Raw genomic sequence first — 26,219 nt, forward strand, 5'->3', positions numbered from 1 at the left:
CGATACTATCGACCGGGAAAGGATCTTTTTCTTTCTAGAATGCATCTTCAATCTTCGGTTCTCACAGAACCCCACCCCAGCGGGAAAGAATTTCCGCAAGGGTTTTCTCCTGCTTCCGAAACAGGAGGAAACACTTTTCTGAGCATGCTGACTTTGTTAGTTCTTGCTTATCCCTCTGAAGACTCGAGCGAAAGCTCTGTCTGTCATTGTCCACCCGGCTTGCTCGCAAGCCGGCAGCGGACTCGTTGTGCGACCAACGATAGCCTAGGAAAACATGCGTCATCGGCAACGATGAGGTGTGAAGCTTTTCTAACAACGTAGCCCCTGAAAAGGTCTGCAGCCACCGTGAGGGGCTGTGGAGATGCTCGGAGCTGAACCGGGTTGAGGCGCCAGGCTGGTTGGCATGGGCAACATATGTGAACTGCTGATAAACGTCGTAATTATAAACAAGCCAAAACAGCTGTCAGGCTTGAGCCAAAAGGCAAAGTGATCGGATATCTCTGTAGAGGCTGGAGATACGTCGTCATCAGGATCACCGGCGAAAAGGCAGGCCCTAAACCAATCGTGTGACAGGCAGGGAACGTGGTAAGCCCGTATGGCTGCCTTCGGGCAGGTGAACCGCAAGGGGATCTGTTGGCTGTGCGGGTATGGGATCGCAGATAAAGCGAAAGTCGATCTGTAATGGGTCGAATAGGGGTTGGAACATCACCCCACGGGAAACCGGGCAGACTTCTGCGAGGTCTTTCGTCGCATGAACTCTGACTGAGCCTGTCTCAATAATTTCAGAAACCTGCAGTTTAGGTTTCCCATTTATCCAGCCCTGACGGGACGTCCATTCCCGTCAGGGGATGCGTACGTCTTCAGCTCAGGCAATTTGAGAGGAAGGCAGCATGAAAGTACACAGCCCTACGGCCGTGTCTGCGCCTTCCGGCGCTCCGCAACAATGGCATGACATCGATTGGTGGCGTGTTCAGCGGAATGTCCGGGCGATGCAGTTACGGATTGCGAAGGCTTGTCGGGAAGGCAATTGGCGCGGGGTTAACTCCCTGCAACGAATGCTGACCCGCTCTCGTTCGGCCAGATATTTGGCTGTTCGGCGAGTCACTGAAAACCAGGGCAAGCGCACGGCGGGAGTCGACCGCGTGCTCTGGGATACACCCGATGCCAAATGGAAAGCGGCGAACGGGTTGAAGCGCCACGGATACAAGCCACGGCCGTTAAGGCGTGTCTTCATTCCGAAGTCGAATGGGAAGGAACGCCCTCTGGGCATTCCGACCATGACTGACAGGGCCATGCAGGCTCTATACCTGCTGGCTCTGGCGCCCATTGCAGAAACCACCGGAGATCCGAACAGCTACGGCTTCAGGATCGAACGCTCTACCGCTGACGCGATGGGACAGCTGTTCATCTGCTTATCCAAGAAGGTTTCGGCCGAATGGGTACTGGAGGCGGACATCAAAGGCTGCTTTGACTACATCAACCATGACTGGCTGATCGCCAATGTCCCTACGGACAAAACGATCCTCCGGAAATGGCTAAAGGCTGGAGTGATTCATAAAGGTCAGCTTCAGGCAACGGACGCCGGTACGCCACAAGGCGGGATTATCTCGCCAACCTTGGCAAATATGGTGCTGGATGGACTGGAGTCACAGCTCAAGCAACATCTGGGCGTGACGAAAGCCAAGAAGCTGAAAATCAATGTGGTGCGTTATGCGGATGACTTTGTGATTACCGGAAACTCGAAAGAGATGCTGGAAAGCGAAATCAGACCTTGGGTGGAGCAATTCCTCGCTGTGCGGGGATTGCAGCTGTCACTCGAGAAAACCCGCGTGGTTCACATAGACGAAGGCTTTGACTTTCTGGGATGGAATTTCCGCAAGTACGAGGGAAAGCTCCTGATCAAGCCAAGCAAGAAAAACGTGAAAGCGTTCTATCGCAAGGTGAAGGACGTCATCAGTACCAACAAAACGGCAAAGCAAGAGGATCTGATCCAACGGCTGAATCCGATACTGCGTGGCTGGGCGATGTACCACCAGCCGGTGGTTGCTAAGAAGGCGTTTAGCAGAATGGATAACTCTGTTTTTCATGCTCTGTGGCGTTGGGCGAAAAGGCGACATCCAAATAAATCGTTGGAATGGGTCAGGAGAGGTTATTTCCAACCCCATGAAGGCAGAAGTTGGGTATTCGCCACCACGGCGATGAGGACGGACGGGACGAAAGCAATAGCTCCCCTGTACTCAATAGCGAGCACTGCGATCGAGCGGCATAGAAAGGTGAGCGGGGAATATAACCCCTTCGATCCTTCCATGGAGGAAATGGGAGAGAAATTGCGAATGGTGCGAATGCTTAAAAAGCTGAAGTATCGGAAACAGATCGTAAGTCTTTTTCAAAGCCAAAAAGGTCTATGTCCGCTGTGCAATCAGCCGATTACCAAGGAAAGCGGGTGGCACGACCATCATGTAATCCACCGCTCCCAAGGCGGTGGAGACACCTTGGATAACCGAGTACTATTGCATCCAGTTTGTCATCAGCAGCTACACAGCCGTGGATTGACAGTAAACAAGCCGGCTCCAACCGGGGCTTTTTAAAGACTTGAGCCGTATGCGTTGAAAGGCGCACGTACGGTTCTTAGGGGGAGGCAGACCAGTAATGGTCTGTCTCTACCCGACTTGCCTGCCTTGCCATGGACACCATGACCGAGAACGACTATCTGATCGCCTGGGGCCTTTACGCCTTTGCCGCCGTGGGCTGCCTGCTGGTGTGGATGCGCATGACCCGCTGGATGTGGCGCTGGTTGCGCGAGCCGCTGCGTGTATTGATGGCGGTGTTGCTGTTCAGCCCGACCATCATTGACCCGGTAAAGGAAAAATTCGCCCCGGCGATCGCCATCACCGTGCTGGATCTGGCGTTCAAGGTCGGCAACAACGCCTGGCGCGCGATTTCCGAACTGCTCATGTACGCCATGATCGCGTTCGGCCTGTACCTGATTTTCGTGCTGATCCGCTTCCCGATCGAGCGCGCGTCGAACGCTCGCAAGGAGCAGGCCGAAGCCGCTCGCGCAGCCGCCCGTGCCGAAGATGAGCGTGACGGCGATCAACCGTTCGGCGGCGCCGGCGATGATCGTTATGGCCGCCCACCGCTGCCGAGCAATCCGCAGCGTCGGCGCGTCGAGCCGCGTCTGTAATCACGAGAGTCCGCACATGTGTGAATTACTGGGCATGAGTGCCAACGTGCCGACCGACATCGTGTTCAGCTTCACCGGGCTGATGCAGCGCGGTGGTCGCACCGGTCCGCATCGCGATGGCTGGGGTATCGGTTTCTATGAAGGGCGCGGCTTGCGCCTGTTCCAGGACCCGGCGGCCAGCAGCGAATCGGAAGTGGCCAATCTGGTGCAGCGCTATCCGATCAAGAGCGAAGTGGTCATCGGTCATATCCGTCAGGCCAACGTCGGCAAGGTCTGCCTGTCCAACACCCACCCGTTCGTCCGCGAACTGTGGGGGCGCAACTGGTGCTTCGCGCACAACGGCCAGCTCGCCGATTTCTCCCCGATCAAGAGTTTCTACCGCCCGGTCGGCGATACCGACAGTGAAGCGGCGTTCTGCGATTTGCTCAACCGCGTACGTGCAGCGTTTCCGGAACCGGTCGATATCGAAGCGCTGCTGCCGGATCTGGTCGCGGCCTGCGCCGAGTACCGCAGTAAAGGCGTGTTCAACTGCCTGCTCAGCGACGGCGACTGGCTGTTCTGCTATTGCTCGACCAAACTGGCACAGATCACCCGTCGCGCACCGTTCGGCCCGGCGCGGCTCAAGGACGTCGATGTGATTGTCGACTTCCAGGCCGAAACCACGCCCAACGACGTGGTCACGGTGATTGCCACCGAACCCTTGACCGAAAACGAAACCTGGACCCGCTATGAGCCGGGCCAATGGAGCCTGTGGCGACGCGGCGAATGCGTCAGCCAGGGCACGACCGAATAAGGATTTCCCCGAATGTTGCTCAGTTATCTACGGCTGGTGTTGTTTGCGGCGGGCCTGTTGATCGGTGTCCAGGTGCCCGGCTTCATCAACGATTACGCCAAGCGGGTCGAAGCGCACCTGATCGAGGCGCAGACCGGTCTGCGCGGTTTCCAGGGCACCGCCGAGCAGTTTTTCAAGGGTGATATCCAGGCGCTGGTCGCTCACTATCGCGCCAGCGAAGACCCGGTGTTTCGCAGCGATGCCGACAGCCTGAGCACTTTGCTCAATCGCCAGCTGGCGCTGGACAAGCAATTCCAGGCGATGCAAGGCCCGTGGTACATCCGCTTCCTGCAAGTGGTGCTGGCCGCCGACCCGGACATCCGCAAGGAAACCTGGAACGGCTACAGCTACCAGATCCTGCTGACGCCGGAAGCGATGATCTGGGGCATGAGCGGCGCGTTGCTGCTGTCGTTCGGCCTTGAATGCCTGTTTCGTCTGATCGACTGGGTGGTGCTGGGCGGCAAGCGCCTGCGCCAGAGCCGGCCGATCGAAGACCGGGATGTGCGCGGGCTCTGAGCCTTATGAAGATCGTTCCCGCGTCGAGGCGTCGAACCGTCCGCGTGGGAACGATCAACTCAGAACGATGTAATCCGTGCCGACCTTGCGCGCGTACCCCTCCAGCACCTGCTGACACAGCGTCACAATCTCCTCGACCCATTCCACGCCGACCCGCCACGACACCACGACCTGCAGGTTCGGCGGGCGTTGTTCGATGTCGAGCAGGGTCAGTTCGCCCCGCGCCAGCTCCTCGGCCACCAGCACCGGCGGCAACGCGCCAATGCCGAACCCGTCGCGTAACAGCCGGGTGATCGCCGACACCGAATTCACACAGTTCAAGCGTGGCGCCAACATGCCTTGGGCCTGCATCAGCGCCAGAATGTCCTGATGTGGCCGGGAGTTTTTCGAGTAGGTGATGATCCGCTCCTGCGCCAGGTCGGCGAGGCTTTGGTAGTCGCGGTTGTAGATCGAGTTACTGGCCACGATCCAGCCGATGGGGTGGCTGGCCAGTTCCAGGCTGCGCACGCTTTCATGGCGCACCAGATCGGTTTGCAGGATCAGATCGAGAAAGCCTTTTTGCAGCTGATCGCAGAGGTTCAGCGAGGTATCCGCCACCAGCTCGATTTCCACCCGTGGGTACAGATCGGTCATCTGCGCCACCAGCGGGCTGAGCCAGGTGTGAATGACCGTGTCCATCACGCCGATGCGCACCCGGCCGACCTTGCTCGATCGGGTCTCGATCGACTGCTTCAGCGCCTGCATCGTGTCGAGCATCTGCTCGGCATAGTCCAGCACTTTCAAACCTTCGGGCGTCAGGCTGACGCCGCGTGAATCACGCACAAACAGCTTCACCCCGAGCTCGCCTTCGAGCACCGCGATCCGGCTGGAGATCGAGGCCTGGGTGGTGAACAGCTTGTCGGCGGTCAGGCGAAAACTTTTCAGCCGGGCGACCCAGACGAAGGTTTCGAGAAACTTCAGGTTCATGGCAACAAATTTTTCTTATGTCTTGGGCGGGTTTTTATTCGTTGGACGCGACCGGGTGACGCACCCAAGAATCGACGCATCCGGTTCCCACGATAGGCGTCGTCGGAGCTTCGAACAAGACCAATAAAAGCCTGCGGAGACATGCCATGAGTGCGCCCGACACCCTCGACCTCCCCAAGACGACGGCCCGTCCCGGCCCGTTCGACTGGTATCGCAACATCAATCAGCAGGAGCGCCGGACGTTCTGGAGCTGCAAGATCGGCTACGGTCTGGACGGCATGGACACCCAGATGCTCAGCTTCGTGGTGCCGACCCTGATCGCGATGTGGGGCATCACCACCGGTGAGGCCGGGTTGATTCACACCAGCACGCTGATCGCCTCGGCCATCGGCGGTTGGGTGGCGGGGATTCTCTCCGACCGCATCGGCCGCGTGCGCACTCTGCAACTGACGGTGCTGTGGTTTGCCTTCTTCACTTTCCTTTGCGGTTTCGCCCAGAACTACGAGCAACTGCTGATCGCCCGCACTCTGATGGGCTTCGGTTTCGGCGGTGAATGGACTGCCGGCGCGGTGCTGATTGGTGAAGTGATTCGCGCCAAGGACCGCGGCAAAGCGGTCGGTATGGTGCAATCCGGCTGGGCGCTGGGTTGGGGGCTGACGGCGATTCTGTATGCGCTGCTGTTCTCGGTACTGCCACCGGAAGACGCCTGGCGCGCACTGTTCATCCTCGGCATCGTGCCGGCGGTGTTCGTGATTTTCGTCCGGCGTCTGGTGAAAGACCCGGAGATCTATCGCGAAGCCAAGGCCAGACAAACCCCGGAAAGCCCTTCGAAGTTCTACGAGATCTTCGCCCCCGGCATGCTCTTCACCACGATCCGCGCCTCGCTGCTGACCACCGGCGCCCTCGGCGGTTACTACGCAATCACTTCCTGGCTGCCGACTTTTCTGAAGAATGAACGCGGCTTAAGCGTACTCGGCACCGGCGGTTATCTGGCGATGGTGATCATCGGTTCCTACGCCGGCTATGTGATCAGCGCCTATTTGACCGACCTGTTGGGGCGCAAGAAGAACTTCATCCTGTTCGCGGTCGGCTCGTTCACCATCGTTCAGCTCTATACCCAATTGCCGGTCAGCAACGGCGTGATGTTGTGGCTGGGCTTCCCGCTGGGCTTCTTTGCTTCGGGGATTTTCAGTGGCATGGGCGCGTTTCTAACCGAGCTGTTTCCGACCCGGATTCGCGGGTCGGGGCAGGGCTTCTGCTACAACATCGGCCGGGCGCTGGCGGCGTTGTTTCCGCTGCTGATCGGGCTGCTCAGCCAGAAAGTACCGCTGAGTGTAGGCATCGGTGCCTTCGCGGCAGTGTCCTACGGCGTGGTGATTCTCGCGGCGTTGAGCCTGCCGGAAACCCGTGGCAAACAACTGGACGCGCAGTAACTGATAACCTGCGGGGCACTGTCTGTCCCACGGCAAAAAAAGAAAAGAACTACAGGAGTGTTCACCGTGAGCCGCCTGCTATTGAACTGTGACATCGGCGAGAGCTTCGGCAGCTGGACCATGGGTCTGGACGCGGAGGTCATGCCCTTCATCGATTGCGCCAACATTGCCTGCGGTTTCCACGCCGGCGATCCGGGCATCATGCGCAAGACCGTCAGCCTGGCCCTGAGCCATGGCGTGCAGATCGGCGCGCATCCGGCCTATCAGGATCTGGTGGGGTTCGGCCGACGTTCCATGGCCTACACCGCCCAGGAACTGCAAGACATCCTGCATTACCAGATCGGGGCCCTGGACGGCATTTGCCGCGCCCAGGGTGGCAAAGTCAGTTACGTCAAACCCCACGGCGCGATGTACAACGACATGATGGCCAACCCGGCGCAGTTGCGAGCGGTGATTCAGGCTGTCGCGGCTTACGACCGCAGCTTGCCGCTGATGCTGATGGCCACCCGCGACAACACTGCCGCGCAACAGCTCGGCGATGAATACGGCGTGACCCTGTGGTTCGAAGCCTTCGCCGACCGCGCCTACGACAGCGCCGGCCGACTGGTCTCGCGGCAGCTGCCGGGTGCGGTGCACCACGATTCCGAAACCATCATCGGGCAAGCGCTGACCATCGCCCGTGGCGACAACCTCACCGCCAGCGACGGCAGCGCGCTGCATCTGCAAGCCAACACGTTGTGCGTCCACGGTGACAACGCCAGTTCAGTGGCCGCCGTGCAACGCATTCGTCAGGCCCTGAACGAGCAGAGCGCGCCATGAATCCGCGGGTGGAAGTGGTGGCGCTGGATTGCCTGATGCTGCGCCTGTTCGATGAAATCGCCGAAACCAACATGCCGTGGATGCTCGCCGCCAGTGAGCGCTTACGCACAGTGTTCGGCGAAAAACTGATCGATCTGGTGCCCTCGTACACCACGTTGATGGTGCATTACGACCTGACCGGATTGAATCCGAATCAGGCTCGGGAGTTGATTGCCGAAGCGCTGATCGACCTGTCGCCGAATGCGCGCACCGGCGGCCAGTGTCATATGCTGCCGGTCTGGTACGACCTGAGTGTCGGCCCGGAACTGAGCTTGCTGTCGCAACGCAGCGGTTTGTCGGTGGAAGAAGTGATTCGCCGTCACAGTGCTCGGGAATATCAGGTGTTCGCGCTCGGTTTTGCACCGGGGTTTGCCTTTATGGGGCTGGTGGAAGAAGTCCTCGCGGCACCGCGTCTGAACACCCCACGCAAGAAAGTCGCCGCCGGCAGCGTCGGCATTGCCGAACGGCAGACAGCGGCGTATCCGGTGGTGTCCCCCGGTGGCTGGAACCTGATCGGTCGCACACCGGCAAAACTGTTCGACCGCGAGCGCGATGGCTACAGCCTGATGCAGCCCGGCGATACCGTGCGTTTCGAAGCAGTGAGCCACGCCGAATTCATCCGTCTTGGCGGTGACGACACGCCTCTGGAGGCCTTGGCATGAGCCGACTGACAATTGAGGCGAGTACGCCGCTGTGCCTGTTACAGGACGCCGGTCGGTTTGGCGTGCGCCATCTGGGCGTGACCCAGGGCGGCGCGGCGGACTGGCGGTCGATGGCCTGGGCCAACTGGCTGCTGGGCAACGGGCTGGATTTGCCGGTGATCGAAATCACCCTCGGCGGTTTTACGGTGGTGGCTGAAGAAAATTGCTTGCTGGCATTGGCGGGTGCCGATCTTGGCGCGCAGATCGACGGTGAGGCGTTGGCGCCGTGGCGCAGTTTCAAACTGCGCAAAGGGCAGGCCTTGAAGTTCACCCAGCCGTTGCTGGGCGCGCGGGCCTATCTGGCGGCGCCCGGCGGGTTCAGTGCGCCGAAAGTGCTGGGCAGCAGTGCCACGGTGGTCCGTGAGGAACTGGGTGGTCTCGATGGTTTCGGCTTGCCATTGGCCAGGGGCTCCTCGCTGAGTTATCAGGGCGAAACCCTATTGATGCGTGAGGTTCCGGCACAGCATCTACCGGACCTGCGCCTCGACGCGCCGCTCGATCTGGTACTCGGCGCGCAGATCGGTCAGTTCAGCGGGCAGAGCCTGTTCGATGCATTCAACAAGGCCTGGACGCTGGACAGTCGCGCCGATCGCATGGGCATTCGCCTGTTGGGGACGGCGTTGCAGTATCAGGGCAAGCCGATGATTTCCGAGGGCATTCCGCTGGGCGCGGTACAGGTGCCGCCGGATGGGCAGCCGATCGTGTTGCTCAATGACCGGCAGACCATTGGCGGTTATCCGCGACTGGGCGCGTTGACGCCGTTGGCACTGGCGCGTCTGGCACAGTGTCTGCCGGGAGCGATGGTCAGATTGCGCCCGGTGGTGCAGGAAGTGGCACATCGGGAACACGTCGAGTATCTGAAGCGCTTTATCGACCGCTGAAAGCATCGTCGGAACGCCGCCCGAAGCAAGCCCGCTCCCACGGTGTTCGAGATGTACACGAAATTCATGTACACCACCGATACCTGTGGGAGCGGGCTTGCCCGCGATAGCGTCAGTGCAGGCAGCCGATTATTTGGACAAAAACCGCATCCCTTCTTCCAGACCGCGCAACGTCAGCGGATACATCTGATCCTCGATCAAGTCCCGAACGATATTGGTCGACGATGTGTAGCCCCACGTATCTTTCGGATAAGGATTGATCCAGATGAGCTTCTTGTACTTCTCCATGAAGCGCTGCATCCACACGTAACCCGGCTCTTCGTTCCAGTGCTCGACGCTGCCGCCGGCCTGGGTGATTTCATAGGGTGCCATCGCGGCGTCACCGATGAAGATCACTTTGTAGTCGGCACCGTACTTGTGCAGCAGATCCTGGGTCGACGTGCGCTCGGAGGTGCGGCGCATGTTGTTCTTCCACACCGATTCATAAATGAAGTTGTGGAAGTAGAAATACTCCAGGTGCTTGAACTCGGTCTTGCAGGCCGAGAACAGTTCCTCGCAGATCTTCACGTGGGCGTCCATCGAACCGCCGATGTCGAACAACAGCAACAGCTTCACCGTGTTGCGCCGTTCCGGGCGCATCTGGATGTTCAGCAGGCCGGCGTCCTTGGCGGTGTGGTCGATGGTGCCGTCGATATCCAGCTCTTCCGCTGCGCCCTGGCGAGCGAATTTGCGCAGGCGGCGCAGGGCGACCTTGATGTTGCGGGTACCCAGCTCCACAGAGTCGTCGAGGTTTTTGTACTCGCGTTGATCCCAGACTTTCACCGCTTTGCCCTGGCGCTTGCCGGCATCGCCGACCCGGATGCCTTCCGGGTTGAAACCGCCGGAGCCGAACGGACTGGTGCCGCCGGTGCCGATCCATTTGTTGCCGCCGGCGTGGCGCTCCTTCTGTTCTTCCAGGCGTTTCTTGAACTCTTCGATCAGCTTGTCCAGACCGCCGAGGGACTGGATCTGCGCGCGTTCCTCGTCGGTCAGCGAGCGCTCGAACTCCTTGCGCAGCCAGTCTTCGGGGATCAGCGCCTGCAAGTGATCGTCGAGTTTTTCCAGGCCGTTGAAGTAGGCGCCGAACGCGCGGTCGAACTTGTCGAAATGCCGTTCGTCCTTCACCAGGATCGCCCGGGACAAGTAGTAGAACTCGTCCATGTCAGCGAAAGTCACGCGCTGTTTCAGCGCGTTGATCAGGTCGAGCAACTCGCGCACCGACACCGGCACCTTGGCTGCACGCATTTCATTGAACAGGTTGAGCAACATGGCATCAGCCTCTTAGCGGGTGCCGCGACGGCTCATGAACGCCAGGCGCTCAAGCAGTTGCACGTCCTGTTCGTTTTTCACCAGCGCACCGGCCAGCGGCGGGATGGCTTTGGTCGGATCGCGCTCGCGCAGCACGGCTTCGCCGATGTTGTCGGCCATCAGCAGTTTCAGCCAGTCCACCAGCTCGGAGGTCGATGGCTTCTTCTTCAGGCCCGGCACCTTGCGCACGTCGAAGAACACGTCCAGCGCTTCGCTGACCAGATCCTTCTTGATGTCCGGGTAGTGAACATCGACGATTTTCTGCAGGGTGGTGCGGTCGGGGAAGGCGATGTAGTGGAAGAAGCAGCGGCGCAGGAACGCGTCCGGCAGCTCTTTCTCGTTGTTGGAGGTAATGATGATGATCGGACGCTTCTTGGCTTTGATGGTCTCGTCGATCTCGTAAACGTAGAACTCCATCTTGTCGAGTTCTTGCAGCAGGTCGTTGGGGAACTCGATGTCGGCCTTGTCGATTTCGTCGATCAGCAGAATGACGCGTTCTTCGGACTCGAACGCTTCCCAGAGCTTGCCCTTCTTCAGGTAGTTGCGCACGTCGTGGACTTTTTCATTGCCCAGCTGCGAGTCGCGCAGACGGCTGACCGCATCGTATTCGTACAAGCCCTGATGGGCCTTGGTGGTGGATTTGATGTGCCAGGTGATCAGCTTGGCTCCGAACGATTCGGCCAGTTGCTCGGCGAGCATGGTCTTGCCGGTGCCCGGTTCGCCCTTGACCAGCAGCGGCCGCTCCAGGGTGATGGCGGCGTTGACCGCCAGCTTCAGGTCATCGGTGGCGACGTAGGCCTGGGTGCCTTCGAACTTCATCTGCTAATCCTCGAACGGTAACGCCGACCTGAACGGGCAGGGCGGGGGCGAAATAATCGGATGCCCGACTATAACGCGCGGCCCGGTCGACTGTGAACGCAGACGGCTTATTCAGTCTCTGAATGGGGCGTCACATGTTGACTCGGTTTCGGCCGAGGGCCAGTTGAACAAGTGCGCTAACCCGCATCCGGCTTCGGCCGTTCATACCGCGCATTGAACGCCTGGATGAATCCATTGCGCAAAATCTGCAAAAACGCTTCGAATGCGCTGATATTTTGCTGGTGCACGCTGCCGCTGAGTTCGACCCGGGTGGCGAACTGGTTCTTGCCCTGGTTTTTCAGCACGGTTTCGGTGCCACCGACCAGTGCTTCCCAGATCGAGCGGAAGATCCCCTTGTTCTTGTTCTCGACATCCTGCTGCCAGTTGAACACGTCGACGTCGCGCAGCAGCGGTTTGATGTAGCCCTTGAGTTGGCCGTTGGTGGCGGCGGCTTCGATGACCACGTCGCCGTGGCCGGCGTTGAAGTCGAATTTGCCGTAGGCCGAGGCGAAGTCGTTCATGCGCTTGAGTTCGATGTCCCGGGCCCGCAGGCGAAATTCGAAGTCTTCGAAGTTGCTCAACGGGTCGAAGGTGGCGCTGGTTTCCAGCGGCGCATGGCCCAACAGCAGGGCTTTGCCTTCGAAACTAGCGTCACGCTTGCCTTCCTTGTCGACCACGTTGGTCAGGTTGTAAATGCTGGCGTCGACATTGGTCGCATTCATGTTTACCGGTGGTTTGGAGTTGAAGTTGCGAAAGCTGATACGGCCATCGTTGATCTGCACCTCGTCGAGGGTGATCGGCAGCAATTTGCTCAGCTGCTCGCGCCAGTCGGTGCCTTGACCGGTCTGTGAGCTCTGCTTGTTGGCGCCGCCATCAACGAAGTTCACCTGAGGTTTGAAGAATTTCACCTGCGCCACGACAGCATGGTCATACCAAAGCGAGTGCCAACTGACAGACAGGTCGATAACCGGCGCATCGACGAATGGCACCGGTACCTTGCCGTCGGCCTTGACGATTTTCAGGCCATTGATCTTGTACGCGCCGCGCCAGAGCGCCAGGTCGACGTCGGTGATCTGGCCGCGGTAGTCGCCCATGTTGGCCAGTTTGTCATTCAAGTAATCACGCACGAGGTAGGGCAGGGCGATGTGCAGGGCGACCAGTAATACAACGAGAGTGGCGAAAATCCACAATGGCCAACGGTAGCGACGCTTCATGGCAGCAAATTCCGAACGGTGTAAAGCGATTGACTGCCGCTTGCCACAGACGTTCGGCCCGACTGGACTGAGAAGGGCAACAGGCTTACCTTGGAGCGCTGAATTCAACGCTGCACAAGGACCCAGCCATGAGCCGTATTTTTGCTGACAACGCCCATTCCATCGGCAACACGCCGCTGGTGCAGATCAACCGCATCGCGCCCCGTGGCGTGACCATTCTGGCCAAGATCGAAGGTCGCAACCCGGGCTACTCGGTCAAGTGCCGGATCGGCGCCAACATGATCTGGGACGCCGAAAGCAGCGGCAAACTCAAGCCGGGCATGACCATCGTCGAGCCGACCTCCGGCAATACCGGCATCGGTCTGGCTTTCGTGGCTGCCGCTCGTGGTTACAAATTGCTGCTGACCATGCCGGCCTCGATGAGCATCGAGCGACGCAAGGTGCTCAAGGCGCTGGGCGCCGAGCTGGTGTTGACCGAGCCCGCCAAGGGCATGAAGGGTGCCATCGAAAAGGCCGCGGAGATCGTTGCCAGCGATGCGGGCAAATATTTCATGCCGGCCCAGTTCGACAACCCGGCCAACCCGGCCATCCACGAAAAAACCACCGGCCCGGAAATCTGGAACGACACCGATGGCGCCGTTGATGTGCTGGTGGCGGGCGTCGGTACCGGCGGAACCATTACTGGTGTGTCGCGGTATATCAAGAATACGGCGGGCAAACCGATTCTGTCGGTGGCAGTGGAACCGGCGTCTTCTCCGGTGATCACCCAGGCGCTGGCAGGCGAAGAAATCAAGCCGAGCCCACACAAGATTCAGGGCATCGGTGCCGGCTTTGTGCCGAAGAACCTTGATCTGTCGATGGTTGACCGGGTCGAGCTGGTGACCGATGACGAGTCCAAGGCCATGGCCCTGCGCCTGATGCAGGAAGAGGGGATCCTGTGCGGGATTTCCTGCGGTGCGGCCATGTCGGTGGCGGTGCGCCTGGCGGAAACCCCGGAAATGCAGGGCAAGACCATTGTCGTGGTGCTGCCCGATTCCGGTGAACGCTATCTGTCGAGCATGTTGTTCAGTGATCTGTTCACCGATCAGGAAAACCAGCAGTAAGTGGCGCGTTGATTCAGGTCAGCCAGGGTTCAGGATTGTTATGTTAAGAAATGCTTTGTTGCGCAATTCTTAACACTGAATCTTGGGTCGGGCGGGTTTTTCCCGGAGCCGGTAGTGTTTATCATGGCCGGCCGCCATCTCGGGCAAATGACATGGCGTGGCGTTGTCTTATTTCAAGGAGTTGTTGATGACCTTTTCGTTAGCCGCCAAGGTGTCGGTGTTGCTGCTGTTTGTGGGCAGCATCCTCTACGTGCATTTGCGCGGCAAGGCGCGTTTGCCGGTGCTGCGTCAGTTCGTCAACCATTCGGCGCTGTTCGCACCTTACAACGCCTTGATGTACCTGTTCTCGGGCGTGCCATCCAAACCGTATCTGGATCGCAGCAAGTTTCCGGAACTGGACGTGTTGCGCGATAACTGGGAGACCATTCGCGACGAGGCCATGCACTTGTTCGACGAGGGCTATATTCGCGCCGCCGAGAAGAACAACGATGCCGGTTTTGGTTCGTTCTTCAAGAAGGGCTGGAAGCGTTTCTACCTCAAGTGGTACGACAAACCGCTGCCGTCGGCCGAAACCCTGTGCCCGAAAACCGTGGCGCTGGTCAGTGCCATCCCCAACGTCAAAGGCGCGATGTTTGCGTTGTTGCCGGGGGGCAGTCATTTGAACCCGCACCGCGATCCGTTCGCCGGTTCCCTGCGTTATCACCTGGGCCTGTCGACGCCGAACTCCGACGATTGTCGGATTTTTGTCGACGGTCAGGTCTACGCCTGGCGCGACGGTGAAGACGTGATGTTCGACGAAACCTACGTGCACTGGGTCAAGAACGAAACCGAACAGACCCGGGTGATCCTGTTCTGCGACATCGAACGTCCGCTGAGCAATCGCCTCATGACCCGCATCAACCGCTTCATCAGCGCCTGGCTGGGCCGTGCCACGGCACCGCAGAACCTCGACGACGAGCGCGTCGGCGGGATCAATCAGGCTTACGCGTGGAGCAAGAACTTCAGCGACAAGTTCAGCGGTAAGGTCAAACAGTGGAAACGCCGCAATCCAAAGGCCTACCGCGTGATGCGGCCGGTGCTGGCGGTGGTGGTGCTGACGTTGCTGGGGTATTGGCTGTTTGGTTGAGGCTGGATTTGAAAACATGAAACCGCTCCTTGTGAGCGGTTTTTTATTTTTTCTGAATCAGGGACGGCCCGCCAGCAAGCTTGGTTCATCGATGGCGGTGCCGGTTGCAATGATCTGTAAGAGCCGCCTTTGACTGGCTGTCAGCCCCGTCAGATTAGAATCCTCCCTCATTGCATGCGCTTTTTTCTTTCTGGGGGACTTTTTTATTTCTTTGCGCATGTTCCCACCTTGGTTGATCAATATTTGAGCGTTTTTCACAATACTAGGCTCCCTACTGTTTTGACAAGACGGCCCTCGTTATCCAAACCAAAGCCGAGTTGTTCGTAAATTGGTATTGCTCCCTGGAATGGTTCTTGAACCTCGATCAAGCTGCCTCCAATGATGCGGGCGTATTGCTCTATAACCAGAACGGATAACGGTGCAACACGGTTCTTCAATGGATGAGTTTCTGTGGGCCGCCCCTCCAGTCGTACGATTCGAATGCGTTGCCGACTTTTATTCGGGTTGGCAAAGCAAAGTCCGCACAGTTCGGATTCAAACCAGATCGCGATGTCGAGAGCGAGAGGTTCGCGCGATTTCCATCCAATGACTTCTTCCCATGAAAAATGCGGGCTCTCCCAACACTCGAAAGCACTCAGCGCCAACGAGTCGATGGGTTCGAAACGTATTTTCGAAAGGTCAAGTGTTGTGGGGCCAGCCATCTCCAGGTCAGTCTGGAGTTGAGTCGTGGCAAGACGGGCAAGCTTCCTGGCTTGCGATTTATACAACTGATACCGCAGATGATTGCGTTCCCTTGGCATATGATTTCGAGCATTCCATGTCTCCCCATCAGTGGGTGTAGCCGTTGCTCGACAGACTATTCAGCTCTCGTCCACCCGTCGCTGGAGGCCCTTTGCCCAAAACGTTGCAATCCATGTCGCGGGCTGGTTATAGTCGGCGCTCGTGAGTCGCACGACTCACTGTCCAACCCTCCAAAAAAGATCAGCCCAGATGCCTGCATCCCCCATCAACGCGGTAGTCGATTCAGCGGTCAACGCTGGCGTCGTGCCGTGCGGGAATCAGCAGCCTGTGCAGATCAGTCATTACCCTCCACCTGTCAGTAGCACGCCGGTGTGCGCAGTCGTATCACCGCCGGGCGTTGGTGTATCGGGCTGATTGGCGTTTTCTGCTGACCCCTGTGCCCGCCTGAAAAAACCTACTGAATTTCAGCTTCGGCTGAGTTGGCTATTTGCCTGACTACAGGTGGTATTCATGTTTGTCCTTTCGAAAAAATCCGCGCTCGCGGCCGCGTCCACGAGCCTGTTCGTTCTGCTGTGGAGCAGCGGGGCGATCTTCTCCAAGTGGGGCCTGGCCCACGCTTCACCGTTTGCCTTTCTGCTGATGCGTTTTGTGATTGCGCTGTGCGGACTGGTGGTGCTGGTGCCGTTGCTCAAGTTGAAGTTGCCCAAGGGCGGCAAGCCGATGCTGTACGCGATGGCCACCGGCGTGGTGCTGCTGGGTGCCTATCAGATCTTCTATTTGCTGGCGCTGGACCTGAGGGTTACCCCCGGCGTGATGGCGACCATCATGGGCGTGCAGCCGATCCTTACGGTGGTGATCATGGAGCGGCAGCGCTCGGTGAGCCGGATGTTCGGCCTGGCACTGGGATTGGCCGGTCTGATCATGGTGGTTTATCAAGGCATCGGCCTGGCCGGCATGTCGCTGGCGGGGATGCTGTTCGGTCTGCTCGCGCTGGCAAGCATGACCTTCGGCTCGATCATGCAGAAACGCATCACCGACAATCCCCTCGGTACGCTGCCGGTGCAGTACCTGGCCGGTCTGCTGCTGTGCGGGATATTCGTGCCGTTCCAGCCATTTCACTTCGAGCACAGCGCCGGTTTCATCGTGCCGGTGTTGTGGATGGGACTGGTGGTGTCCGTGCTGGCGACGTTGCTGCTGTACCGGCTGATCGCCCGGGGCAATCTGGTGAATGTCACCAGTCTGTTCTATCTGGTGCCGGCCGTGACGGCGGTGATGGATTACCTGATTTTCGGTAATCGCCTGGCCGCGTTAAGCGTACTGGGGATGCTGTTGATCATCGTCGGTCTGGTGTTCGTGTTCCGTAAATCAGCTTAACCGCCGCGCATGAAAAAGGCCCGGAAGGAAACTTCCGGGCCTTTGTGCGTCTGCCAGTCAGCGGGTGGCGATTTCTGCCGACTTCACCGCCGCGGGTTTCAACACCAGCCACAGCGCAACCGCGATCAACACCCCGCCATACACGTGGGCCATCGACAGCGGTTCATCGAGAAACAGCGCCCCCCACAACACGCCGAACGGCGGAATCATGAAGGTCACGGTCATCGACTTCACCGGCCCGATGGAACTCAGCAGGCGGAAGTAAATGATGTAGGCAAACGCCGTGCAGCCCAGACCCAGGCCCAGCAGCGACAGCCAGACATTCCAGCCACCCCAGCTCACCGGCGGCGCAGTGATGACGCTGTAACCGAACAGCGGCAACAGAAACAGGGTCGCACCGAGCATGCTGCCCAGCGCCGACAGACGACTGTCGAGCCCGCCGGCCTGATCCAGCCAGCGTCGGGCAAGGAACCCGGCGAAGCCATAGCAGGTGGTTGCGAGCAGGCAGGCCACCGCGCCCATCAGCAGGTGCAGATCGAACGCGACCGGGCCGGCGCGGGTCAGCACGCCCACCCCGAGCAGACCGAGGAACACGCCGGCGAGTTTGGCCAGCGTGAGTTTTTCACTGAAGAACAATCCGCCGATCAACACCCCCATCAATGGCGTGGTGGCGTTGAAGATCGCCGAATACCCGGCGGGCAGAACCTGAGCGGCGACGGAGTACATGGTTGCCGGGAGGCCCGAGTTGATAACACCCAGCAGCATCACGGTCTTGAGTTTGCCTTTGAAATCCCAGCTGATGCGCATCAGACCGAGGATCACCAGCAGGCCGACGGCGGCAATCGAAACGCGGAAGAATCCGGTCGGAACCGTACCGATCGCGGGAGCGATGATGCGCATGAACAGGAAGCTTGCGCCCCAGATGGCAGCCAGCGACAACATGCGGAAAATATCGACAGGGCTCACGGGCCACTCCTTCCTTGATCGGGACGAGAGTGTTGCCGAGGGCCCCGGCGATGGCAACCGTTAATCAGGCATTTAATGTTCTGATCAGATCACGAAACGCGTCACGAGGCCGTTGAGGTCGACGGCCAGCCGCGACAGTTCCTGACTGGCAGCAGACGTCTGGGTGGCGCCGGCAGCGGTCTGGGTCGACAGATCGCGGATGGTCACCAGATTTTCGTCGACTTCCCGGGCCACCAGCGCCTGTTGCTCGGCGGCGCTGGCGATGACCAGATTGCGCTGGTTGATCTGCGAGATCGACGCGGTGATTTTCTCCAGTGCATGGCCGGCGCTGTTGGCCCGGCGCAGGGTTTGGCTGGCCTGCTCGGCGCTGTTTTGCAATGCATCGACGGTGGCTCCGGTGCCTTGCTGGATGCTGCTGATCATCAGCTCGATTTCTTCGGTGGAGTTCTGCGTGCGCTGGGCCAGCGAGCGAACCTCGTCGGCGACCACTGCAAACCCGCGTCCGGCCTCACCGGCCCGCGCCGCTTCAATGGCGGCGTTCAGGGCCAACAGATTGGTCTGCCCGGCGATGCCGCGAATCACCTCCAGAACCTTACTGATGTCCTGGGCCTGAGTCGCAAGGCCCTCGGCCTGTTCGGAGGCGCCGAGCACGGCGCTGACCAGTTCCTGAATCGAACTGATGGTCTCACTGACCTGCACATGCCCGTGCTTGCTGTCCTCGTTCGAGGCTTCGGACGCCTCGGCGCTGGACACCGCATTGGCGGCCACTTCATCGACCGCCGTGCTCATTTCAGTGACCGCCGTGGCGGCCTGCTCGATCTGGTCGTTCTGCTGTTGCAGGCCGCGGGTGCTCTGTTCCATCACTGAACTCATTTCCTCGGCGGCGGAGGCCAGTTGTTGGGCCGACTCGCTGATGCCGCGAATGGTCGAGCGCAGATTGCCCTGCATTTCGGCCAGCGCCGTGAGCAACTGCGCCGCTTCGTCCCGGCCGTCGCTGTCGATGCGACCGCTGAGGTCTCCCGAAGCAATTCGCCGTGCCACGTTCAGCGCCTGATTGATCGGCGCGGTGATGCTGCGTGTCAGCAGCCAGGCCAGCAGTAACGTGGCAATCAGGGCGATGACGATGATCGTGGCGACAATCCACAGCGCCTGCTGATACATCGCCGCTGCGGACTTGGCCGCGGCATCCGCGCCCTGCTGATTGAGGCTGATCATCTGCTCCAGGGCTTTGTCGAGCACCGTGCCCTGCGGCGCCAGTTCATTGTTCAGGCGCGTGTAGGCCTGTTCGTTCTGTCCGGCGTCGATCTGTTTGATGATCTGGTCGAGGATGCTCAAGTACTTGGCCGTATCGGCGCTCAGACCTTCCAGCATCGTCTGTTCCTGATCGCTGGTGATCAGGGCTTTGTGGTCGTCGAGGCGCTTGAGCAGTTCTTGGCGTTGCACGGTAAGAAGGCCCTTGCTGCGTTCGCGAACGGCCGCCTGGGTGCTGGTGATCAGGCGCAGGGATTCGAGACGGATGCTGGCGATGTTCGCCGCTGTGTCATGGATGCTTTCGATGCTGGGCATCCACGACTCCTCGATCACCGCCGCGCTCTCGCGCAGGGTTTTCATCTGGCCCAGCCCGAACAGGCCGACCACCACCAGCAGACTGGCCAGAACGGCAAAACACAAACTGGCGCGCAAACCGATACGCAGATTCCGGATAGACATCAATGTGCTCCTTAGGATGAGAGAGAGGATGTCCTCGTGAACCGAGGATCTTGTTGTGAGGCGGGTAATGGCGGGGTGTATATCAAAGTGCCATCATCTTGGTAAGGCCGAACTGATGTTCGAGGCCGCGCGAAGTCGGCAGGTGTGGTCAATCAGGGAAAGCCGCGAACTAGAGATGTCGCTGAGCAATTGGATCCCAACCCCAACGAAACCGCGGACTGGCGCCGGGATGGTCAGTGAGCGGTGCGAGACGTTAATTGACCAAACGGTCGATTAAAAAAACTTTGATAAAAACTGTGTCGCTGTACAACCCGGTCGAGAATTTGGCAGAAATTGCGCTTCTCCTGCCCCCGCTTCCGTGGCTAAGCTCAGGCCTTCGAGCACAGATTCTCCAATTCCCGCAGAGGTCTCATCTATGCCGCAGCAATGGCCAGCCACCGAAATCGCCCGCCTGATCCTCGATGGCTTTGACGATTACCGCGAGCATTTCCGGCGAATCACCGACGGCGCCCGGGAGCGCTTCGAGCAGGCCCGCTGGCAGGACACGCAAACGGCGTCGGCCGCGCGGATCAACCTCTATGAAGAAAAGGTCGGTGAAACCGTCGCCCGCCTGCGCGAATATTTCGAGCCGGACACCTTGATGGACGTCACCTGCTGGCCACTGGTGAAAAGCGCCTACATCAGCATCATCGACCTGCGTTTCGACGATGAGCTGTCCGAGACCTGGTACAACTCGATTTTCTGCAGCCTGTTCAGCCACGACCTGATCAGCGACGGCTGCATGTTCATCCACACGACGCGCCCGAGCCTGCGCCGGGCACGGGCGGCGCAAACCCGCACCTATAAACCGCAAGGGCAGATCTCGGGCATGCTCGCGAGCATCTTTGCCGATTACCGTTTCAGCGAGGCCTATGCCGATCTGCCCGGCGACTTGCAGCGTCTGGAAGCACAACTGCGCGAGAATCTGCCGGACTGGGTGTGCAAGGATCCAGAGCTGAGCGTCGAGCTGTTTTCCTCGGTGCTGTACCGCAACAAGGGTGCGTACCTGGTCGGGCGCATCTACACCAACGACGATCAATGGCCGCTGGTGATTCCGCTGCTGAACCGCGAGGGACGCGGGATTCAGATCGACGCATTGATCACCGACGAAGCGGAGGTGTCGATCATCTTCTCCTTCACCCGTTCGTATTTCATGGTTGATGTGCCGGTGCCGGCGGAGTTCATCGGTTTCCTCAAGCGCATCCTGCCGGGCAAGCACATCGCCGAGCTGTACACCTCGATCGGCTTCTACAAGCACGGCAAGTCCGAGTTCTACCGTGCCCTGATCAATCACCTGGCCAACACCGACGACCAGTTCATCATGGCGCCTGGCGTGCGCGGCATGGTCATGAGCGTGTTCACGCTGCCGGGCTTCAACACCGTGTTCAAGATCATCAAGGACCGCTTCTCGCCGTCGAAAAACGTCGACCGCGCCACGGTGATCGAGAAGTATCGACTGGTAAAAAGCGTCGACCGCGTCGGGCGCATGGCCGATACGCAGGAATTCGCCGACTTCCGTTTTCCCCTGAGCAAGTTCGAGCCGGCGTGCCTGGCGGAATTGCTGGAAGTTGCGCCGTCCACGGTGTCGCTGGAAGGTGAAACCGTACTGATCCGCCACTGCTGGACCGAGCGCCGGATGACGCCGCTGAACCTCTACCTCGACAATGCCAGTGAAGCCCAGGTGCGCGAAGCACTGGAAGACTATGGCCTGGCGATCAAGCAACTGGCGGCAGCCAACATCTTCCCGGGCGACATGCTGCTGAAGAACTTTGGTGTCACCCGCCATGGCCGGGTGGTGTTCTACGACTACGACGAAATCTGTTTCCTCACCGAAGCCAATTTCCGCCACATCCCGGCACCGCGCACGCCGGAGGACGAAATGGCCTCCGAGCCGTGGTACTCGATCGGGCCGCTGGACGTTTTTCCCGAAGAGTTTCCGCCGTTTCTGTTTGCCGATACCAAGCAGCGCAAACTGTTCGATCAGTTGCATGGCGAGTTGTACAACGCCGATTACTGGAAGGGACTGCAGGAGGCGATCAGGGCCGGGAAAGTGATCGATGTTTTCCCTTACCGTCGTAAAGGCCTCGATAACGAATAACCAGTTACTGATCGTTCCCAGGCTCTGCGTGGGAACGATCACAGTCAGGCGTAAATCTGCGACAATCGCGTCCTTGCGCCACTAGACGACCGAATTGCGTACCCGATGACCGACGAATCGCCCTCCATCGACAAACTGCTGAAAAACCTCGATCACGCCATGCTCGCCGACCGCCACCGGCTGCGGCGGCAATTGCTTGAGCTGCGCAAGAAACCCGACGAGGCCAAGCTGGCCCAGTGGGTGGCGCGCATGCAGGCGTCCTGCGATCAGGTGCTGGCGCGCAAGGCCAGCCTGCCGGTGATCCGTTACGACGACAGCCTGCCGATTGCGGCCAAGCGTGACGAAATCAAAAAGGCGCTGGAAAAGCATCAGGTGCTGATCATCGCCGGCGAAACCGGCTCGGGTAAAACCACCCAGTTGCCGAAAATCTGCCTGGAGATCGGTCGCGGCCAACATGGCCTGATCGGTCACACCCAGCCTCGCCGGATCGCGGCGCGCAGTGTGGCCAGCCGGGTTGCCGAAGAGCTCGGCACGCCGCTGGGCGCGCTGGTCGGCTATCAGGTGCGCTTTGAAGATCAGAGCGATTCCAACACCTTGATCAAGTTGATGACCGACGGCATCCTGCTGGCGGAAACCCAGAACGACCGCTACCTCGAACGCTACGACACAATCATCGTCGACGAAGCCCACGAACGCAGTCTGAACATCGATTTCCTGCTCGGTTACCTGAAAACCCTGCTGCCGCGTCGCCCGGACCTGAAAGTCATCATCACCTCGGCGACCATCGATCTGGAGCGCTTTTCCAAGCACTTTGACGATGCGCCGATTGTCGAAGTGTCCGGCCGCACCTTCCCGGTGGAAACCTGGTATCGCCCGCTGACCCTGGAGCAGGACGAAGAGGGCAACCGCGTCGAGGACGACCTGACCGTGGATCAGGCGATCCTCGCCACCCTCGACGAAATCGCCGCGTATGAACGCAGCGAACGCCGCAGTCCTGGCGATGTGCTGGTGTTCCTGCCCGGCGAGCGCGAGATTCGCGACGCCGCCGACATGCTGCGCAAGGCCCAGCTCAAGCACACCGAAATCCTGCCGTTGTACGCGCGCCTTTCGCCGGCCGAACAACAGCGAATCTTCCAGTCGCATCCGGGACGTCGCGTGGTGCTGGCGACCAACGTTGCCGAAACCTCGTTGACCGTGCCGGGCATCCGGTACGTGATCGACAGCGGCACTGCGCGCATCAGCCGCTACAGCTATCGCGCCAAGGTCCAGCGCCTGCCGATCGAAGCGATCTCCCAGGCCAGCGCCAACCAGCGTAAAGGTCGCTGCGGCCGGGTCGAGCCGGGCATCTGTGTGCGCTTGTACAGCGAAGAGGATTTCCTCGGTCGTCCGGAATTTACCGATCCGGAAATCCTGCGCACCAACCTCGCGGCGGTTATTTTGCAGATGCTCCATCTGCGCCTCGGCGAGATCACCGCGTTCCCGTTCATCGAGCCGCCGGACGGCAAGGCTATCAGCGACGGTTTCAACCTGCTGCAAGAATTGTCGGCAGTGGATCGCAACAGTCAGTTGACCCCGCTCGGCCGCCAGTTGGCGCGCCTGCCGGTGGACCCGCGCATGGGCCGCATGCTGCTCGAAGCGGCGAAGCTCGGCAGTTTGCAGGAAGTGCTGATCGTCGCCAGCGCGATGTCGATTCAGGACCCGCGCGAGCGTCCGCCGGAGCGTCAGCAGGCGGCTGACCAGGCCCACGCGCAGTGGAAGGACGCCGATTCGGACTTTGCTGCTCTGGTCAATCTGTGGCGCGGTTTTGAAGAGCAGCGCCAGGCGCTGACGGCGAGCCCGCTGCGTAACTGGTGCCGCAAGAATTTCCTCAACTACCTGCGCTTGCGCGAGTGGCGCGATTCCCATCGTCAGTTGAGCCTGATCTGCCGCGACTTGCAGCTGAGCTTGAATAAGGAGCCGGCGGATTATCCGAAACTGCACAAAGCGGTGCTGGTCGGCCTGCTCAGCCAGATCGGCCAGAAAACCGAAGACGGCGATTACCTTGGCGCCCGTCAGCGGCGGTTCTGGATTCATCCGTCGTCGGGCATCGGCAAGAAGCGCCCGCAGTGGGTAATGACCGCCGAACTGGTGGAAACCACCAAGCTGTACGCGCGCATGGTGGCGAAGATCGACGCCGACTGGATCGAGCCGCTGGCCAGGCACCTGATCAAGAAGAACCACTTCGAACCGCACTGGGAGAAGAAGCGCGGCCAGGTCGTCGCGTTCGAACAGATCACTCTGTTCGGGCTGATCGTGGTCGGCCGGCGACCGGTGCATTACGGCCCGGTGGATCCGGTGGTTTCGCGGGAGCTGTTTATCCGTGAAGGCCTGGTGCGGGGCGAGATTCAGTCACGGGCCAAATGCCTGAGCGCCAACAAGCAATTGCTCGAACAGCTCGACGAACTGGAAGCCAAGGCCCGCCGGCGGGACATTCTGGCCGACGAAGAAACCCTTTACGCGTTCTACGACGCGCGACTGCCGGCGGAGATTCACCAGACCGCAACGTTCGACAGTTGGTATCGGGTCAACAGCCAGAAAGACCCGCAGTTGCTGATCATGCGCGAGGAAGACGTGCTGGCGCGCGAAGCCAGTGAAGTCACCGCGCAGCATTACCCGGACACCCTGCACATCGGCGATCTGGAACTGGCCCTGAGTTATCACTTCGAACCGAACCACCCGCGTGACGGCGTGACCCTGCGGGTGCCGGCGCCGCTGTTGCCGATGCTGCCGCCGGAACGTCTGGAATGGCTGGTGCCGGGGCTGATCGAGGCCAAGTGCATTGCGCTGGTGCGCAACCTGCCCAAGGCCTTGCGCAAAAACTTCGTGCCGGTGCCGGACTTCATCAAGGCCGCGCTGCAACGCATGACCTTTGCCGAAGGTTCGTTGTCGCAGGCGCTGGGCCGTGAACTGCTGCGCATGACCGGCGCGCGGGTCAGCGACGAAGCCTGGGCCGAAGCGGCGCAGCAGGTTGAAAGCCACCTGCGGATGAATCTGGAAATCGTCGACGGCCAGGGCAAGTTCCTCGGCGAAGGGCGGGATCTGGCGGAGCTGACGGCGCGTTTCGCCGAGGCCAGTCAGGCTGCACTGGCTGTGCCGCAGAGTGCGAAAAGTCAGCAACCGGTGGAGGCCAAGGTCTTCGCGCCGGTGGCGGAAAAGACTCAGCAGAAGATTGCCGGGCTGTCGATGACGGTGTACCCGGCGTTGGTGGAAGAGGGCGGTACGGTCAAAGAGGGTCGTTTCTCGACCCCGGCCGAAGCCGAATTCCAGCATCGCCGCGCCTTGCAGCGCCTGCTGATGCAGCAGCTGGCTGAACCTGCGAAGTTCCTGCGCGGCAAGTTGCCGGGCCTGACCGAACTGGGCCTGCTGTACCGCGAACTGGGTCGGATCGATGCGCTGGTGGAAGACATTCTGCTGGCCAGCCTCGACAGCTGCATTCTCGATGGCGAAGACCCGTTGCCACGTGACGGCGCCGGGCTGGCGGCACTGGCTGAGCGCAAACGCGGCAACTGGACCGAGCACGCCGAGCGGGTGGCACGCCTGACCCTGGAAATCCTCAAGCTCTGGCACGGTCTGCAAAAGCGCTTCAAGGGCAAGATCGATCTGGCCCAGGCGGTAGCGCTTAACGACATCAAGCAGCAGCTCAGTCATCTGGTGTATCCGGGCTTCGTCCGGGAAACGCCGATGCTGTGGCTCAAGGAGTTGCCGCGTTACCTGAAAGCGGTCGAACAGCGTTTCGAGAAGCTGGGCGCGCAGGTGCAGAAGGATCGAGTGTGGAGCGGCGAACTTGCCGGGCTCTGGACGCAATACCAGACCCGCGTCGCCAAACATGCACAGGAAGGCAAACGTGATCCGCAGCTTGAGCTGTATCGCTGGTGGCTGGAGGAGTATCGGGTTTCGCTGTTTGCCCAGCAGTTGGGAACGAAAGTGCCGATCTCCGACAAACGGCTGAACAAGCAGTGGAGCCAGGTAGAACCCTAGCGAGTGCCTGATCGCTCCCACGCTCTGCTTGGTAGCGCTTCCACGGACGCTCTGCGTCCGCTTTTGGGACGCGGAGCGTCCCTGGCTGCATTCCCACGCAGAGCGTGGGAACGATCAGCAAAAGGCGCCAAAACCTCGGGTTTATGGCAAACTTCGCGCCTATAAACGCCGGCCCCGCGGTTTTGAGCCTTCTCAACCGCGGGCGAGGTCGGAATAAAGCGATGCCAGGTTTTTGCGTCCCTTGATACGGGAATG

21 protein-coding genes are annotated in these 26,219 nt (G+C 59.8%); 13 read left to right on the top strand and 8 right to left on the bottom strand.

Features of this window, described 5'->3' with window-relative positions:
• Positions 1-890: 890 nt before the first annotated feature.
• From ltrA to AC1MDC_RS07035, 4 genes are all read left to right on the top strand, one after another.
• Positions 891-2,588 (top strand): group II intron reverse transcriptase/maturase, encoded by a 1,698-nt coding sequence (ltrA, locus tag AC1MDC_RS07020; RefSeq protein ID WP_085703811.1) that lies wholly within the window; start codon positions 891-893, stop codon positions 2,586-2,588.
• A gap of 95 nt (positions 2,589-2,683) precedes the next feature.
• Positions 2,684-3,184: an MFS transporter gene (locus tag AC1MDC_RS07025; RefSeq protein ID WP_085700623.1), complete on the top strand. Its 501-nt coding sequence runs from the start codon at positions 2,684-2,686 to the stop codon at positions 3,182-3,184.
• Between the two features lie 16 nt (positions 3,185-3,200).
• Positions 3,201-3,977, top strand: a complete 777-nt coding sequence (locus tag AC1MDC_RS07030; protein WP_266200399.1) for a class II glutamine amidotransferase — start codon at positions 3,201-3,203, stop codon at positions 3,975-3,977.
• A gap of 12 nt (positions 3,978-3,989) precedes the next feature.
• Positions 3,990-4,532: a DUF2937 family protein gene (locus AC1MDC_RS07035; RefSeq protein ID WP_007956487.1), complete on the top strand. Its 543-nt coding sequence runs from the start codon at positions 3,990-3,992 to the stop codon at positions 4,530-4,532.
• Between the two features lie 54 nt (positions 4,533-4,586).
• On the opposite strand, the gene AC1MDC_RS07040 is transcribed toward AC1MDC_RS07035, so the two are convergent.
• Positions 4,587-5,498 (bottom strand): LysR family transcriptional regulator, encoded by a 912-nt coding sequence (locus AC1MDC_RS07040; protein WP_085703809.1) that lies wholly within the window; start codon positions 5,496-5,498, stop codon positions 4,587-4,589.
• 146 nt (positions 5,499-5,644) lie between these two features.
• Between AC1MDC_RS07040 and AC1MDC_RS07045 the strand changes: the two genes are divergently transcribed.
• From AC1MDC_RS07045 to AC1MDC_RS07060, 4 genes are all read left to right on the top strand, one after another.
• Entirely contained in the window at positions 5,645-6,931 is a 1,287-nt protein-coding gene (locus tag AC1MDC_RS07045) for an MFS transporter (protein WP_480392742.1), read from the top strand.
• Positions 6,932-6,997: 66 nt separating this feature from the next.
• Positions 6,998-7,750, top strand: a complete 753-nt coding sequence (locus AC1MDC_RS07050) for a 5-oxoprolinase subunit PxpA (RefSeq protein WP_085605606.1) — start codon at positions 6,998-7,000, stop codon at positions 7,748-7,750.
• Positions 7,747-8,451, top strand: coding sequence for a 5-oxoprolinase subunit B family protein (locus AC1MDC_RS07055; protein ID WP_266200396.1), 705 nt, complete (start codon positions 7,747-7,749; stop codon positions 8,449-8,451). The genes AC1MDC_RS07050 and AC1MDC_RS07055 overlap by 4 nt, the downstream gene beginning before the upstream one ends.
• Positions 8,448-9,371 (top strand): 5-oxoprolinase subunit C family protein, encoded by a 924-nt coding sequence (locus tag AC1MDC_RS07060; RefSeq protein WP_480392743.1) that lies wholly within the window; start codon positions 8,448-8,450, stop codon positions 9,369-9,371. Before AC1MDC_RS07055 ends, AC1MDC_RS07060 begins: the two co-directional genes overlap by 4 nt.
• Positions 9,372-9,500: 129 nt before the next feature.
• Here the strand turns inward: AC1MDC_RS07060 and AC1MDC_RS07065 are convergent, their stop codons facing one another.
• The 3 genes from AC1MDC_RS07065 to AC1MDC_RS07075 all read right to left on the bottom strand — a co-directional run bounded on the left by AC1MDC_RS07065 (position 9,501) and on the right by AC1MDC_RS07075 (position 12,790).
• Complete coding sequence (locus tag AC1MDC_RS07065; RefSeq protein WP_007956512.1) at positions 9,501-10,679, bottom strand: vWA domain-containing protein; 1,179 nt, start codon at positions 10,677-10,679, stop codon at positions 9,501-9,503.
• A 12-nt stretch (positions 10,680-10,691) separates the two neighbouring features.
• Entirely contained in the window at positions 10,692-11,537 is an 846-nt protein-coding gene (locus tag AC1MDC_RS07070) for an AAA family ATPase (protein ID WP_007911294.1), read from the bottom strand.
• 176 nt (positions 11,538-11,713) lie between these two features.
• On the bottom strand, positions 11,714-12,790 hold the full coding sequence (locus AC1MDC_RS07075; RefSeq protein ID WP_234204667.1) for a DUF748 domain-containing protein: 1,077 nt from the start codon (positions 12,788-12,790) through the stop codon (positions 11,714-11,716).
• 128 nt (positions 12,791-12,918) lie between these two features.
• On the opposite strand from AC1MDC_RS07075, the gene cysK reads away from it, so the two are divergent.
• Both cysK and AC1MDC_RS07085 read left to right on the top strand, forming a co-directional pair.
• Entirely contained in the window at positions 12,919-13,893 is a 975-nt protein-coding gene (gene cysK / locus AC1MDC_RS07080) for a cysteine synthase A (RefSeq protein WP_085703805.1), read from the top strand.
• 187 nt (positions 13,894-14,080) lie between these two features.
• Positions 14,081-15,019, top strand: a complete 939-nt coding sequence (locus AC1MDC_RS07085; protein WP_085700631.1) for an aspartyl/asparaginyl beta-hydroxylase domain-containing protein — start codon at positions 14,081-14,083, stop codon at positions 15,017-15,019.
• 57 nt (positions 15,020-15,076) lie between these two features.
• On the opposite strand, the gene AC1MDC_RS07090 is transcribed toward AC1MDC_RS07085, so the two are convergent.
• Together AC1MDC_RS07090 and AC1MDC_RS07095 are read right to left on the bottom strand one after the other, a co-directional pair.
• Positions 15,077-15,277 carry a hypothetical protein gene (locus AC1MDC_RS07090; RefSeq protein WP_085700632.1) on the bottom strand — a complete coding sequence of 67 codons (201 nt, stop codon included), beginning with the start codon at positions 15,275-15,277 and terminating at the stop codon, positions 15,077-15,079.
• On the bottom strand, positions 15,274-15,819 hold the full coding sequence (locus AC1MDC_RS07095; RefSeq protein ID WP_480392744.1) for a hypothetical protein: 546 nt from the start codon (positions 15,817-15,819) through the stop codon (positions 15,274-15,276). The genes AC1MDC_RS07090 and AC1MDC_RS07095 overlap by 4 nt, the downstream gene beginning before the upstream one ends.
• Before the next feature lie 451 nt (positions 15,820-16,270).
• Between AC1MDC_RS07095 and AC1MDC_RS07100 the strand changes: the two genes are divergently transcribed.
• Complete coding sequence (locus AC1MDC_RS07100; RefSeq protein WP_480392745.1) at positions 16,271-17,134, top strand: DMT family transporter; 864 nt, start codon at positions 16,271-16,273, stop codon at positions 17,132-17,134.
• Positions 17,135-17,191: 57 nt separating this feature from the next.
• Here AC1MDC_RS07100 and AC1MDC_RS07105 read toward each other — a convergent pair whose 3' ends face one another.
• Together AC1MDC_RS07105 and AC1MDC_RS07110 are read right to left on the bottom strand one after the other, a co-directional pair.
• Positions 17,192-18,100, bottom strand: coding sequence for a DMT family transporter (locus tag AC1MDC_RS07105; RefSeq protein ID WP_085703801.1), 909 nt, complete (start codon positions 18,098-18,100; stop codon positions 17,192-17,194).
• Between the two features lie 84 nt (positions 18,101-18,184).
• Complete coding sequence (locus AC1MDC_RS07110) at positions 18,185-19,810, bottom strand: methyl-accepting chemotaxis protein (RefSeq protein ID WP_480392746.1); 1,626 nt, start codon at positions 19,808-19,810, stop codon at positions 18,185-18,187.
• A gap of 415 nt (positions 19,811-20,225) precedes the next feature.
• Between AC1MDC_RS07110 and aceK the strand changes: the two genes are divergently transcribed.
• A complete protein-coding gene (aceK, locus tag AC1MDC_RS07115) occupies positions 20,226-21,947 on the top strand; it encodes a bifunctional isocitrate dehydrogenase kinase/phosphatase (protein ID WP_480392747.1) in 1,722 nt (573 codons plus the stop codon).
• Positions 21,948-22,052: 105 nt separating this feature from the next.
• Positions 22,053-25,964 carry an ATP-dependent RNA helicase HrpA gene (gene hrpA, locus AC1MDC_RS07120; protein WP_480392748.1) on the top strand — a complete coding sequence of 1,304 codons (3,912 nt, stop codon included), beginning with the start codon at positions 22,053-22,055 and terminating at the stop codon, positions 25,962-25,964.
• Positions 25,965-26,219 lie beyond the last annotated feature (255 nt).

This window comes from Pseudomonas sp. 1 (assembly GCF_056626735.1).